The organism is Pseudomonas sp. D3, assembly GCF_029320995.1.
GTDB classification, from domain to species: domain Bacteria; phylum Pseudomonadota; class Gammaproteobacteria; order Pseudomonadales; family Pseudomonadaceae; genus Aquipseudomonas; species Aquipseudomonas paraveronii.
The window spans coordinates 4,115,648-4,128,307 of record NZ_CP119772.1 but is presented as its reverse complement, the minus strand read 5'-3'; the positions used below and the strand labels follow the sequence as shown (position 1 = coordinate 4,128,307).

Annotated in this window: 13 protein-coding genes; 3 read left to right on the top strand and 10 right to left on the bottom strand. The window is 62.1% G+C overall.

Translation table 11 applies throughout. The annotated features are described in order from the left end of the window. Nucleotides 1-49 precede the first annotated feature (49 nt). Nucleotides 50-352: a transposase gene (locus P3S72_RS18730; RefSeq protein WP_276193552.1), complete on the top strand. Its 303-nt coding sequence runs from the start codon at nucleotides 50-52 to the stop codon at nucleotides 350-352. Further along, complete coding sequence (locus tag P3S72_RS18725) at nucleotides 349-1,185, top strand: IS3 family transposase (protein ID WP_276193551.1); 837 nt, start codon at nucleotides 349-351, stop codon at nucleotides 1,183-1,185. Before P3S72_RS18730 ends, P3S72_RS18725 begins: the two co-directional genes overlap by 4 nt. A 1,357-nt stretch (nucleotides 1,186-2,542) precedes the next feature. On the opposite strand, the gene P3S72_RS18720 is transcribed toward P3S72_RS18725, so the two are convergent. The 10 genes from P3S72_RS18720 to P3S72_RS18675 all read right to left on the bottom strand — a co-directional run bounded on the left by P3S72_RS18720 (nucleotide 2,543) and on the right by P3S72_RS18675 (nucleotide 11,364). After that, complete coding sequence (locus P3S72_RS18720; RefSeq protein ID WP_276193550.1) at nucleotides 2,543-3,106, bottom strand: NUDIX hydrolase; 564 nt, start codon at nucleotides 3,104-3,106, stop codon at nucleotides 2,543-2,545. Between the two features lie 2 nt (nucleotides 3,107-3,108). After that, complete coding sequence (locus P3S72_RS18715) at nucleotides 3,109-3,861, bottom strand: GntR family transcriptional regulator (protein ID WP_276193549.1); 753 nt, start codon at nucleotides 3,859-3,861, stop codon at nucleotides 3,109-3,111. Between the two features lie 23 nt (nucleotides 3,862-3,884). After that, a complete protein-coding gene (locus P3S72_RS18710) occupies nucleotides 3,885-4,274 on the bottom strand; it encodes a carboxymuconolactone decarboxylase family protein (RefSeq protein WP_247407889.1) in 390 nt (129 codons plus the stop codon). A 13-nt stretch (nucleotides 4,275-4,287) separates the two neighbouring features. Further along, complete coding sequence (locus tag P3S72_RS18705) at nucleotides 4,288-4,773, bottom strand: flavin reductase family protein (RefSeq protein ID WP_276193548.1); 486 nt, start codon at nucleotides 4,771-4,773, stop codon at nucleotides 4,288-4,290. Nucleotides 4,774-4,785: 12 nt separating this feature from the next. Further along, nucleotides 4,786-6,267 carry an aldehyde dehydrogenase gene (locus P3S72_RS18700; RefSeq protein WP_276193547.1) on the bottom strand — a complete coding sequence of 494 codons (1,482 nt, stop codon included), beginning with the start codon at nucleotides 6,265-6,267 and terminating at the stop codon, nucleotides 4,786-4,788. Continuing rightward, a complete protein-coding gene (locus P3S72_RS18695; protein WP_276193546.1) occupies nucleotides 6,264-7,097 on the bottom strand; it encodes an alpha/beta fold hydrolase in 834 nt (277 codons plus the stop codon). The genes P3S72_RS18700 and P3S72_RS18695 overlap by 4 nt, the downstream gene beginning before the upstream one ends. Before the next feature lie 42 nt (nucleotides 7,098-7,139). Further along, the gene (locus P3S72_RS18690) at nucleotides 7,140-7,730 is read right to left on the bottom strand and encodes an amino acid synthesis family protein (protein ID WP_065905755.1); all 591 of its coding nucleotides are present in this window, start codon (nucleotides 7,728-7,730) and stop codon (nucleotides 7,140-7,142) included. A gap of 266 nt (nucleotides 7,731-7,996) precedes the next feature. Beyond that, complete coding sequence (locus P3S72_RS18685) at nucleotides 7,997-9,940, bottom strand: methyl-accepting chemotaxis protein (protein ID WP_276193545.1); 1,944 nt, start codon at nucleotides 9,938-9,940, stop codon at nucleotides 7,997-7,999. A gap of 132 nt (nucleotides 9,941-10,072) precedes the next feature. Then, nucleotides 10,073-10,963 (bottom strand): bestrophin family ion channel, encoded by an 891-nt coding sequence (locus P3S72_RS18680; RefSeq protein WP_276193544.1) that lies wholly within the window; start codon nucleotides 10,961-10,963, stop codon nucleotides 10,073-10,075. A 101-nt stretch (nucleotides 10,964-11,064) separates the two neighbouring features. Continuing rightward, on the bottom strand, nucleotides 11,065-11,364 hold the full coding sequence (locus P3S72_RS18675; protein WP_247405100.1) for a helix-turn-helix domain-containing protein: 300 nt from the start codon (nucleotides 11,362-11,364) through the stop codon (nucleotides 11,065-11,067). Between the two features lie 89 nt (nucleotides 11,365-11,453). Between P3S72_RS18675 and P3S72_RS18670 the strand changes: the two genes are divergently transcribed. Beyond that, nucleotides 11,454-12,545, top strand: coding sequence for an NADH:flavin oxidoreductase/NADH oxidase (locus tag P3S72_RS18670; RefSeq protein WP_247405102.1), 1,092 nt, complete (start codon nucleotides 11,454-11,456; stop codon nucleotides 12,543-12,545). Nucleotides 12,546-12,660 lie beyond the last annotated feature (115 nt).

The following is a 12,660-nucleotide window of genomic DNA, read 5'->3' as shown; positions in this document are numbered from 1 at the left end:
ACACTTCAATCGGGCGCTATGATGGCGCCCAAATCTGAGGTGTTTGGATATGCGTAAATCTTATTCGAGTGAGTTCAAACTCAAGGCGGCCAGCATGGTGCTGGACGAGGGGCAGTCGGTTCCCGACGTCTGTGCCAGTCTGGATATTGGCCCGACTGCGTTGCGCCGCTGGGTCGATCAGGTTCGCAAAGAGCGGCTGGGCTCGACTCCGATTGGCGCCAAGGCTATTACCGCCGATCAACGAGAGATTCAGCAGCTCAAAGCGTTACTCAGGCAAAAAGACCTGGACATCGAAATCCTAAAAAAGGCCAGTGCTCTCTTGCTGTTGGACGCCAAAGATCATTCACGTTGATCTGTGAGCTGGACGAGCAGTACGGCGTTAACAATTGCTGTCGGGCGTTCGGTGTTAACCGCAGCAGCTTTTACGCCTGGCGTCAGCGCCAAGGCAAGGTGAAACCTGAGCGGGAAAAGCTCAAAGCCGCCCTGGTCGAGCATCACAAGGAGTCCAGAGCATCTGCTGGATCGCGCACTTTAGCTAAGGAACTGCAAGCCAAGGGGCATCGCGTCGGGCGGTACATGGCGCGCAGCCTGATGCGTGAAGCGGGCGTCATCAGTCGTCAACGCCGGCGGCATAAGTACAAATCATCCGGCGTGGAAGCGCTGGTAGCGCCGCATGTGCTCAAGCGCCAGTTTGATGTCACAGCGATCAACCAGGTGTGGTGTGGCGATGTGACGTATATCAAAGTCGGCAAGCGCTGGATGTATTTCGCGGCAGTTCTGGATCTGTTCGCTCGCCGGATTGTGGGGTGGTCGTTTTCGATGATTTCCGATGCCACGCTGACCTGCGAAGCGTTGCGAATGGCGGTCGAGTTGCGAGGCCGTCCAAAAGAGGTGCTGTTTCACTCCGACCAAGGCTGTCAGTACACCAGCCACAAATTCAGGAATGAAATGCGCAAGCATGGACTCCTGCAAAGCATGAGTCGCAAAGGTGAGTGCTGGGACAACGCCCCGATGGAGCGTTTCTTTGGGAGCCTTAAATCAGAATGGGTACCAGAAGATGGCTACAGCTCAGAGCATGAAGCCCGAGTGGATTTGCAGCGTTATTTGATGCGTTACAACAACGTCAGGCTCCACAGCTACAACGGCTACCGGTCGCCGGTAGCTATGGAGAAACTGGCGGCGTGAAACCTTAACTGGTGTCCAAAATTAGTTGACCAGTTCAAGCCCCCTCCCACATTAGGTTCGGTGGTGTGGAGTAGGCTGCGTTGCAGCGCCCTGGTTTCGGGGATGAGCAGGGCTGATTCGTGGCTGAATAAACGCGCTTCAAACTGTGGGAGGGGGCTTGCTCCCGATAGCGGTGTGTCAGCCAACGGCGATGTTGAATATGCCATTGCCATCGGGGGCAAGCCCCCTCCCACATTGGGTTCGGTGGTGTGGACTAGGCTGCGTTGCAGCGCCCTGGTTTCGACGATGAGCAGGGCTGATTCGTGGCTGAATAAACGCGCTTCAAACTGTGGGAGGGGGCTTGCTCCCGATAGCGGTGTGTCAGCCAACGACGATGTTGAATATGCCATTGCCATCGGGGGCAAGCCCCCTCCCACATTGGGTTCGGTGGTGTGGACTAGGCTGCGTTGCAGCGCCCTGGTTTCGACGATGAGCAGGGCTGATTCGTGGCTGAATAAACGCGCTTCAAACTGTGGGAGGGGGCTTGCTCCCGATAGCGGTGTGTCAGCCAACGACGATGTTGAATGTGCCATTGCCATCGGGGGCAAGCCCCCTCCCACATTGGGTTCGGTGGTGTGGAGTAGGCTGCGTTGCAGCGCCCTGGTTTCGACGATGAGCAGGGCTGATTCGTGGCTGAATAAACGCGCTTCAAACTGTGGGAGGGGGCTTGCTCCCGATAGCGGTGTGTCAGCCAACGACGATGTTGAATGTGCCATTGCCATCGGGGGCAAGCCCCCTCCCACATTGGGTTCGGTGGTGTGGACTAGGCTGCGTTGCAGCGCCCTGGTTTCGGGGATGAGCAGGGCTGATTCGTGGCTGAATAAACGCGCTTCAAACTGTGGGAGGGGGCTTGCTCCCGATAGCGGTGTGTCAGCCAACGACGATGTTGAATGTGCCATTGCCATCGGGGGCAAGCCCCCTCCCACATTGGGTTCGGTGGTGTGGAGTAGGCTGCGTTGCAGCGCCCTGGTTTCGACGATGAGCAGGGCTGATTCGTGGCTGAATAAACGCGCTTCAAACTGTGGGAGGGGGCTTGCTCCCGATAGCGGTGTGTCAGCCAACGACGATGTTGAATGTGCCATTGCCATCGGGGGCAAGCCCCCTCCCACATTGGGTTCGGTGGTGTGGACTAGGCTGCGTTGCAGCGCCCTGGTTTCGACGATGAGCAGGGCTGATTCGTGGCTGAATAAACGCGCTTCAAACTGTGGGAGGGGGCTTGCTCCCGATGGCGGTGTGTCAGTCAACGACGATGTTGAATGTGCCACTGCCATCGGGGGCAAGCCCCCTCCCACCGTTTGAACCGAGTTCAGTTTGAATATCAGCGGATGAAATGGATCTTGCCGCTGTCGTCATTGCCGATGTAGATGCCATACACCCCGGCCTGGCGTTCCTCGATATAGCGTTCGAGGATCTGCCGGATCGCCGGGTAGTAGATGCTGTCCCAGGGAATGTCCTCGGGCGCGAAGAACTGATAGTCGAGGGTTTCCGGCCCGAACTGGCCGGTGATCTCCAGCGCAATGGCGCGGAAGATGATGTACACCTCGCTGATCTTCGGCACGCTGAAGATCGAGTAGGGCGAGAGGATCTCCGCGCGCACGCCGCTTTCTTCCCAGACTTCGCGCAACGCCGCTTGTTCAGTGGTCTCGCCACCTTCCATGAAACCGGCCGGCAGCGTCCAGGTGCCGGGGCGCGGTGGGATCGCCCGTTGGCACAGCAGGTACTTGCCGTCCTGCTCGATGATGCAGCCGGCGATGATCTTGGGATTGATGTAGTGGATATAGCCGCAACCGCGGCACATCAGGCGCTCATGCGTATCGCCCGGTGGCAGCTGGTGACCGAGGTCACTGCCGCCGCATGTGGGGCAAAAGCTTGGCCTGAACACGGTCAGTGACCTATACGCGGTTCTTTGAGGGCGATGGGCAGGGTGATCTCGGGGATCTTGCCGGTCTCTTCCTGTTTGCGCTTGAGGTAGTCCAGGGCCACGGCGGCTGCCGCGCGCACGTGGTCGACGCAGGCCTGGTGGGCGGCGAGCGGGTCGCCGCTCTTGATCGCCTGGACCATGCGTTCCATTTCCTGATTGCTGGTGCCGCGACGGTTTGCCTGGGACACCGACGTGGCGCGCAGGTAGCTGATGCGCGCCTGCAATTGACGCAACTGGGTGGCGGCCACGTGGTTGCCGGAGCCTTCAAGCAACACGTCGTAGAAACCCTGCACCGAATCGATGACCTGTTGCAGTTCGCCGTCCTTGAGGGCCTTGCGGTTTTCCTCCAGGGCTTTTTCCAGGGCCTTGATGTCCTTGGCCTTGGCGCGCAGGGTGAACAGCTGCACGATCAAGCCTTCGAGCACGCAGCGCAGCTCATAGATGTCGACGGCGTCGGCCAGGGTAATGATCGCCACCTGGGGGCCCTTGGCATCGGCGAATTCCACCAGGCCTTCGGACTCCAGGTGACGCAAGGCTTCGCGCACCGAGGTGCGGCTGACGCCGAGGCGGTCGCACAGGTCGCGCTCCACCAGGCGGTCACCCGGCAGCAGCTGGAAGTTCATGATGGCGCTGCGCAGTTTCTCCAGCACGATTTCGCGCAGGGTGATCGGGTTGTGATTGACCTTGAAGCTGTCGTCGAGTGGCAGGCGTTTCATGGGGGCTGCTCTGAATGGGACGGTTAACGGGAGGCCTCGGCATCGGCTTCGGCGAAGGCTTCCCGGGCCAGCCGGAAGCTGTCCACGGCGGCGGGAACCCCGCAATAGATGCCGACCTGAAGCAGAATTTCGCGTATTTGTTCACGACTTAGCCCGTTACGCAAGGCGCCGCGCACATGCAGCTTGAGCTCATGGGGCCGATTGAGGGCCGAAATCATCGCCAAGTTTATCATGCTGCGTTCTTTAAGCGACAAACCCTCCCGGCCCCACACATGGCCCCAGCAGTATTCGGTGACCATCTCCTGCAGGGGGCGGGTGAAGTCGTCGGCGTTCTCGATCGAACGCTGCACGTAGGCCTCGCCCAGCACCTGGGTGCGGATCTTCAGCCCCTGCTCATACTTTGCGTTGCTCATTGCACACAGCTCCTCAGGCCAGGGTGGGCAGCGGGCCCAGCTTGCCTTTGTGATAGATCATCGGCGTGACCGGTTGCGCGGGCAGGATCAGGTTCTTCACGGCGCCGACGATGATCGCGTGATCGCCGCCGTCGTACTCGCGCCACAGCTCGCACTCGATGATCGCCGTGGCGTTGACCAGCAGCGGGTTGCCCAGCTCGCTCAAGTGCCACTTGATGCCCTTGGCTTTTTCCTTGCCTTTGCTGGCGAAGGCGTAGGCTTCGGCGGTCTGGTCGGCGGACAGCAAGTGAATCGCAAAGCGCTTGCTGTCACGCAGGATCGGGTAGGTGTCCGACGCATAGTTGGGGCAGAACAGCACCAGGGCCGGGTCGATCGACAGCGCGCTGAACGCGCTGGCGGTGATGCCGACGATGCCGCCGTCCGGGTCGAGGGTGGTGACCACCGTGACCCCGGACGGGAACGAGCTCATGACGTCTTTGTATATGCCGGGTTCGATCATGGTTGTGGACTCTTAACGCATCACAAAGGGATCAGGCATGGGCGCCTGGGAGAGGTTGATCCACACCGTCTTCAGCTCGGTGTAGGCCAGCACCGAATCGATGCCGCTTTCGCGTCCGTAGCCGCTGTTCTTGAAACCGCCGATGGGGGCCATGGCCGAGACCGCGCGGTAGGTATTGACCCAGATGATCCCCGAACGCACATCGCGCGCCAGGCGGTGGGCGCGCCCGAGGTCGCGGGTCCAGATGCCGGCAGCGAGGCCGAACTGCGAGTCGTTGGCGATGGCCAGTGCTTCGGCTTCGTCCTTGAAACGGATGACCGAGGCCACCGGCCCGAACACTTCCTCTTGCATGATCTTCATCGAGTTGCGGTCGCACTCGAACAGCGTCGGCTCATAGAACCAGCCTTCGCCAAGGTTCTGCGGGCGTTTGCCACCGGTGCGCAGGCGCGCGCCTTCGGCGATGGCGTCCGCCACCAGGCCTTCGACCACGGCCAGTTGCTGCGCGGTGGCCATGGGGCCCATTTCGCTGGCGTCGTCTTGCGGGTTGCCGATGCGAATGCGTTGGGCGCGCGCTACCAGGCGCTCAACGAATTCGTCGTAGATAGCGTCCTGCACCAGCAGGCGCGAACCGGAGACGCAACTCTGCCCGGATGCCGCGTAGATGCCGGCGATTGCACCATTGATGGCGCTGTCGAGGTCGGCGTCGGCAAAAATGATATTCGGCGACTTGCCGCCCAGTTCCAGGGAGAGTTTGGCGAAGTTCTCCGCGCTGCTGCGCACCACATGCCTTGCCGTGGCCGCGCCGCCGGTAAAGGCGATCTTGCGCACCAGCGGGTGGCGGGTGAGGGCGGCGCCGGTGCTGGGGCCAAAGCCTGTGACCACGTTGACCACGCCCGCTGGAATGCCGGCTTCGAGGGCCAGGCGCGCCAGTTCCAGGACGGTCGCCGAGGCATGTTCCGAGGGCTTGATCACGATGGTATTGCCCGCCGCCAGGGCCGGCGCGAGCTTGATCGCCGTCAGGTACAGCGGGCTGTTCCACGGAATGATCGCGGCAACTACACCCATGGGTTCATGCACGGTGTAGGCGAACAGGTCTGGCTTGTCCAACGGCAGGGTGCCGCCTTCGAGCTTGTCGGCCAGGCCGGCGGTATAGTGGAAAAACTCCGGCAGGTAGCTGACCTGACCACGGGTTTCGCGGATCAGCTTGCCGTTGTCGCGGCTTTCCAACTGGGCCAGTTGTTCCTTGTTCTCCGCGATCAGGTCACCCAGGCGGCGCAGCAGTTTGCCCCGCGCGGTAGCCGTGAGGCCACGCCAGGCGGGGCTGTCGAAGGCGCTTTGCGCGGCCTGTACGGCGCGCTCCACGTCGGCTTCGTCGGCGTCGGGCAGTTGCGCCCAGGGTTCGGCCAGGGCTGGGTTGAGGCTGTCGAAGGTCTTGCCGGACAGGGCATCGACCCATTCACCGCCGATGCACATCTGGAAGCGTGCGAGTGTCATGCAACGATCCCCTTAATGGGAGTGTTTTGGGCGTACACCGTGTCGAGGAACCCCAGCAGCAACTGGTTGACCAGGCGCGGTGACTCTACCGGCATCATATGCCGTTGCTCGGCCAGCACCGCTACGGTTGCGCCGGGAATACGATCGGCCAGTTGCCGGGCCATGTCCGGGGTCGAGCCAGGGTCGAGTTCGCCGGTGGCGACCAGGGTCGGTGCGCGCAACCCCGCGAGGTCGTCGGCACGGTACATGTCCTGGGTCGCAAACAGTTCATAGGTGGTCAGGTAACCCTGGGGGTCGTTGCCCGCCAGGGTTTCCCGCAGCGCGGCGATCTGCGCCGGGTTGGCCGCCTGGTATTCGCGGCTGAACCAGCGCGACAGTGCGGCTTCGGCATTCGCGTCCGGGCCGTGTTCGGCGGCCTGGGCGGTACGTGCGATCACGCCGGCACGCTGTTCAGGGCTGCGGTTGAACACACTGTTGAGTACTACCAGGCCCCGCAGGCGCTCGGGGTAATGCAAGGCAAACGCCCGCGCGACCAGGCCGCCCATGGAAAACCCGATCACGCTGGCCTGGGGCAGTTGCAGGTGATCGAGCAGTTCCAGCAACTGGTCGGCATAGCCGAGCAGCGGGGTGTCGGCGGCCGGGCGCGGGCTGGCGCCATGGCCGAGCATGTCATAGGTGATCACGCGGTAATTCGTGGCCAGGCCAACGACTTGCCCGCCCCACATTTCTTTATTCAGGCCCACGCCGTGGATCAAAACCACAGGCTGGCCTTGGCCGGTCGCCAGATAACTGGTGCCAGCCGGGGTGCGTTCAGCGGTGAGCCGAATCATGGAGCGCTCCTGCATGCTTTTTGTTGGGGTGGCCGGTCTTGCTTACTGGGCTTTTTCAGCCGCCAGCTCTTCCAGGTCGATATAACGGTTGCCGATGCGCGGATGCAGGCGGCCGCCATCGGCGCAACCGAGTACCACGACGATTTCGTCGGCACGCGGCGCATCTTCGATCTGCATTTCCAGGGTGATGTAGTGCGAACGCAGGCCTTCGTCGTCCTTGTGCATCATCGGGATCTGGATCGACGTGCCCGGGCCGCCGCGCTTGTTGGTAAAGCTCAGGTAGCTCTTGGCCTTGACCGCCTCACGGTAATGGTTGCCGAAGCGCAGGGTATGGATGATCGCGCTGGCATGTTCGATCTCGCCGTCGGCACCGACCACTGCCGCCTTGCCGTAGGCCTCGATTTTTTCCGCACCGCCGATGATGCCCACCAGGCGCTCGACCATCAGCGCGCCGAGGTCGGAGCAGTTGGCACGGATCTCAGGCTTGAGGTCTTCGACGAAACCACGACCCAGCCAAGGGTTTTTCAGCACCACGGCCAGGCCGACCATGGTCACCGGAGTGTCCGAGGCTTTGCCGCCTTCGATAAAGGTTTCTTCTACGTAGCTGACGATCTTGCGGATTTCGAAACTCATGGGCTGCTCCGTCTGGTGTGAGAGGTCTGCGTATGATGGTATACCATAATACGAGAATCGCAATAGACGTCAGCGCGTTCGAATGATCAGCGGTTGTGCGCCGGCCTCATCTGCGGATGCGGACAGTGACGCCAAGGTGGCGGGGTGTGCTGGAGTGTGCAGATGTACCTCAAGGCGACCGGCTGCGCGGCTGAGCTCAAGGTGGAGGCTGGCGTGGGGTAAGCGGCAGAGGCGGTGAGTGGCTCACCGCCTTGCATTGGCGGGGGTTAGAACTTGAAGCGGCCTACCAGGCCCTTGAGCTGACCGGAAATATCCGTCAGGCGGCCAGAGCCGGTCTGCGCCGAGTGGGCAAAGTCTTCCACTAGCTGGGCATCGGCATGGATCTGCGCGATGTGCCGGTTGATCTGTTCGGCGACCTGATGCTGTTCCTCGGCGGCGGTGGCGATTTGGGTGTTCTGGTCGCGGATCGAGTCCACCGAGCCTTGGATCTTGTCGAAGCTGTCGCGGGCCTGTTGGATGCGTTCCACACTGGTTTGCGACACCTGCAGGCTGCCCTGCATCTGCAGGGTGACTTCCTGGGTGCGGCGCGCGAGGTTGCCGAGCAGGCTGTCGATTTCGCCGGTGGAGTCGGCGGTGCGGCGGGCCAGGGCGCGGACTTCGTCGGCGACCACCGCAAAACCTCGGCCCTGGTCACCGGCGCGCGCGGCTTCAATCGCCGCGTTGAGCGCCAGCAGGTTGGTCTGTTCCGCGATCGAGCGGATGGTGTCGAGGATGGTGTTGATGTTCTTGCTGTCCTGCTCCAGCAACTGCATGGTCTGGGTCGATCTTTGCAGTTCTTCGCTCAATTTGAGCACGCTGCCGGTGGCTTCGCCGATATGCTGCTGGCCGTCATGCACGTCGCGGTAGCCTTCGTCGGCACTCGACGCGGCGGCGCTGCAGGAGCGTGCGACTTCGTTAGCGGTGGCGAGCATTTCGTTGAACGCGGTGCTCACCAGTTCCACGGCTTCACGCTGGCGGCCTGCGGCCTGGTTCAAGTTGTTGGCGACTTCGCGGGTGTCGGCGGCAGCGGTTTGCAGGTCGGATGAAGCACTGCCGATGCGTTGCACCAACTGGGCGATCATGCCCAGGAACTGGTTGAACCAACCGGCCAGGCTGGCGGTTTCGTCCTTGCCTTGCACCTTGAGTTGACGCGTGAGGTCGCCTTCACCTTCGGCGATTTCTTGCAGGCCGTCGGCGACGCCGCGAATCGGGCGCACGATCATGCTGGCGAAGCTGGCGCCGACAATCGCGAAGACCACGGCGAGTGCCGCTGCAATGGCCGCGATCAGCCAGGTCAGACGCGTGGCGTCGGCCATCACTTCGTCGCGCTTGATCAGGCCGATAAAGCGCCAGCCCAAGTCTTTGGAACTGACCACGTTGGCCATGTAGGCCACGCCATCGATATCGACTTGGGTCACCCCGTCACCGCGCTTGGCCAGTTCGGCGTAGTTGGTGCCGAGTTCGGCCATCGGCTTGAAGTTGTGCTTGGCATCACTGGGGTCCACCAGCACGTTGCCGTTGGCTTCCACCAGCATCAGGTAGCCGCTGTCGCCCAGCTTGATGTTGCGCACCAGCTCGGTGAGCTGCTTGAGCGAGACGTCCAGGCCGACCACGCCGAGCAGGGTGCCGCCGGCGTCGACCACGGTGTGGACCGTGCCGATCAGCACCACATCGTCCGGCGCCCAGTAGTAGGCCCCGGTCCGCACGGTGGTGCCCGGTGCGGCCACGGCGGCTTTGTACCAGGGGCGCACGCGCGGGTCGTAGTTGTTCAGTTTGGTGTCGTCAGGCCAGCTCGCATACCCGCCGTCGCTCAGGCCCAGGGACAGGTAGGCGGTGCTCGGATGGCTTTTGGCGAACTGCTCGAATATCGCCAGCAGCTCTTTATTGGTCGGTGTCAGCGCGATTTGCGCGGCGTCGGCACCGGCGTAGCTCTTCAGCTCCTTGGCCGCGACAATGCGCGGGTCCTTGGCCACGTACTCGACGTTTTGGCTGATGCCGTCAAAGAACTGCTTCATGCCGTTATCGATCTGACGGATCTCGCGGCCACTGCTGTCGAGGAAATTGGCCAAAGCCGCCTCGCGCAGGTTCAGCACCACCAGCACCGCCACCAAAATAACTGGCAGGCACGCGATGGCCGCAAACGCCCAGGTCAGCTTTTGCTTGATATTCATGACTTCTCCCGCGGGTATTTATAGTTTTGGCAAGGGGAAAACAGTAGCGTCGCATGTGTTTTTATGAGGGGTGCGGCCATGCGTACCCCTTATATCGACCGCCGGGGCACGCACTTGAGGCCCTGGGTGCGTTCAGCCGATACGGTCGCCGCCCAGCGCATCGCGCTGCATCGACTGCAGGTTCTTCTCGATGGTCTCGCAGATGGATTCCATCTGGATCTGATGTTCGCTGGAGTGAAACGGGCTTTGCAGGTCGGTGCCGATGCGTTCGATGGCCAGCAGCATGAAGCCCACCACCGTGGACGCCAGCGGGGTGAACCAGCCCAGGGCTTCCACCAGGCCCACCGGTACGATCAGGCAAAATAGCGAAATGAACAGGCGCGGGAAATACACGTAAGGGTAGGGCAGCGGGGTATTGGCGATGCGTTCCATGCCGCCCTGAGCGTTGGACAAATCCACCAAGGTCGACTCCAGCCGCGCCAGGCGAATACTGTCCAGGCGCCCGGCCTTGTACTCCTTGGCCAGCAGCGCCGCCGAGCCGGTGAGGATGTCATTGGCAAAGTTGTTGGTGGCGCCGTTGCGCGCAAATTCCTCGGCCGGGATAAACGCCCGCACCTCATCGGGGCACGGCAGGCCCTTGAGATGGGAGGCCAGGCAGTTCACGTAGGCCACATGGCGGCGCAGCAGGGTGGCCTTGACCGGGTTCGCGTCGCTGCCAAGGTCATCCAGCAGCGTCAGCACCTGCCGCGCGAAGCTGCGGGAATTGTTAACCATGGCGCCCCATAAGGTGCGCGCTTCCCACCAGCGGTTGTAGGCACTGCTGTTACGAAAACTGATCAGCACCACCAGCGCTGAGCCGAGCAAGGTCAGGGGCATCAGCGGCAGGTTGATCTTGGCGGTGAGAAACAGCATGAAGTCCACGGTGACGGCGACGTCCCACAGCAACAGCCAGAACAGGGCCCAGCCGACATACCCCATGGTTTTGATGATCAGGCGGTATTTTTCGATGATGGCGGCTTTCAAACGGAGACCTCGCGTCGAGCGATAAGCAACAGTGCCTAAGCTCGGACGGTGGTTTGCGGTGAAAGGTTCGCGGTCAAGGATGGTGCAGGCTGAATCGTTTCTCAGTGCTGAGCCAAAATGCTCGCCAGCAACCCAGGAAAGCGCGCCTCAAGCACGTCCGCGCGCAACGAATTCAGATGAGTGGTGCCGACGCTGCGGGTGTGGACCAGCCCGGCATCGCGCAACACGCGAAAGTGGTGGGACATGCTGGATTTCGGCCGCCCGCCGTCCAGTTCGCCGCAGGTGGCTTCGGGTACGCCGGCCAGGCAGCGCACGATTTCCAGGCGCACCGAGTCGCTCAAGGCGTAGAGCACGCGTTCGAGGGTCAGGTCTTGTTGGGCGGGGTGTTTGAAGGCTCGCATAAAACAAATGATAACAGGGCTGGCGTTGAATACCATAGTTCGAATACCATCGAACTATCGAATCACGCACTTGCCCCTGGAGGTTCCCGATGGCTGCTTTGTTTGAACCCTACACACTTAAAGACGTGACCTTGCGTAACCGCATCGCGATCCCGCCGATGTGCCAGTACATGGCCAACGACGGTATCGTCAACGACTGGCACCACGTTCACCTGGCCAGCATGGCCCGTGGCGGCGCCGGTTTGCTGGTGGTTGAAGCCACCGCAGTGTCCCCTGAAGGCCGTATCACCCCCGGTTGCGCGGGTATCTGGAGCGACGCCCACGCCCAGGCGTTCGTGCCGATGGTCAAGGCCATCAAGGCTGCAGGCGCGGTGCCGGGCATTCAGATCGCCCATGCCGGTCGTAAGGCCAGTGCCAACCGCCCGTGGGAAGGCGACGACCATATGCCGGCTTCCGATGCGCGCAGTTGGGAAACCCTCGCGCCGTCGGCCATTGCGTTCGGCGCCAACCTGCCTAACGTGCCGCGCGCCATGACCCTGGATGACATCGCCCGCGTGCGCCAGGATTTCGTCGACGCCGCCCGCCGTGCCCGCGACGCCGGTTTTGAATGGATCGAACTGCACTTTGCCCACGGCTACCTGGCCCAGAGCTTTTTCTCCGAGCATTCCAACCAGCGTACCGATGCCTACGGCGGCAGCTTCGATAATCGCAGCCGTTTCCTCCTGGAAACCCTGGCCGCTGTGCGTGAAGTCTGGCCGGAAAACCTGCCGTTGACCGCGCGTTTCGGCGTGATCGAATACGACGGCCGTGACGAGCAGACCCTGACCGAATCCATCGAGTTGGCCCGTCGCTTCAAGGCCGGTGGCCTGGACCTGCTGAGCGTCAGCGTCGGCTTCACCATTGCCGACACCCAGATCCCGTGGGGCCCGGCGTTCCTGGGGCCGATCGCTGAGCGCGTGCGCCGCGAAGCCGGTATTCCGGTCACCTCGGCGTGGGGGTTTGGCACGCCGCAACTGGCGGAAGGTGCGTTGCAGGCCGGGCAGGTGGACTTGGTCTCGGTGGGGCGTGCGCATCTGGCTGATCCGCATTGGGCGTACTTTGCCGCCAAGGAGCTGGGGGTAGAGAAAGCGTCCTGGACCTTGCCTGCGCCGTATGCCCATTGGTTGGAACGCTATCGCTGAGGCAGCCGCTCAGCAGGGCCTGTGGGAGATGTTGAGCCCCGGCGAGGCCGCGATAGTGGTGGGTCAGGCAGCAACAATGCTGGCAGAACCACCGTCATCGAAGCCTCGCTGGGGC

What these genes read in the sequence shown, in the direction of transcription:
- P3S72_RS18670 (WP_247405102.1), top strand. Translation starts at nt 11,454, where the DNA reads ATGGCTGCTTTGTTTGAACCCTACACACTTAAAGACGTGACCTTGCGT.
- P3S72_RS18715 (WP_276193549.1), bottom strand. Translation starts at nt 3,861, where the DNA reads ATGAAACGCCTGCCACTCGACGACAGCTTCAAGGTCAATCACAACCCG.
- P3S72_RS18690 (WP_065905755.1), bottom strand. Translation starts at nt 7,730, where the DNA reads ATGAGTTTCGAAATCCGCAAGATCGTCAGCTACGTAGAAGAAACCTTT.
- P3S72_RS18700 (WP_276193547.1), bottom strand. Translation starts at nt 6,267, where the DNA reads ATGACACTCGCACGCTTCCAGATGTGCATCGGCGGTGAATGGGTCGAT.
- P3S72_RS18730 (WP_276193552.1), top strand. Translation starts at nt 50, where the DNA reads ATGCGTAAATCTTATTCGAGTGAGTTCAAACTCAAGGCGGCCAGCATG.
- P3S72_RS18705 (WP_276193548.1), bottom strand. Translation starts at nt 4,773, where the DNA reads ATGATCGAACCCGGCATATACAAAGACGTCATGAGCTCGTTCCCGTCC.
- P3S72_RS18685 (WP_276193545.1), bottom strand. Translation starts at nt 9,940, where the DNA reads ATGAATATCAAGCAAAAGCTGACCTGGGCGTTTGCGGCCATCGCGTGC.
- P3S72_RS18675 (WP_247405100.1), bottom strand. Translation starts at nt 11,364, where the DNA reads ATGCGAGCCTTCAAACACCCCGCCCAACAAGACCTGACCCTCGAACGC.
- P3S72_RS18710 (WP_247407889.1), bottom strand. Translation starts at nt 4,274, where the DNA reads ATGAGCAACGCAAAGTATGAGCAGGGGCTGAAGATCCGCACCCAGGTG.
- P3S72_RS18695 (WP_276193546.1), bottom strand. Translation starts at nt 7,097, where the DNA reads ATGATTCGGCTCACCGCTGAACGCACCCCGGCTGGCACCAGTTATCTG.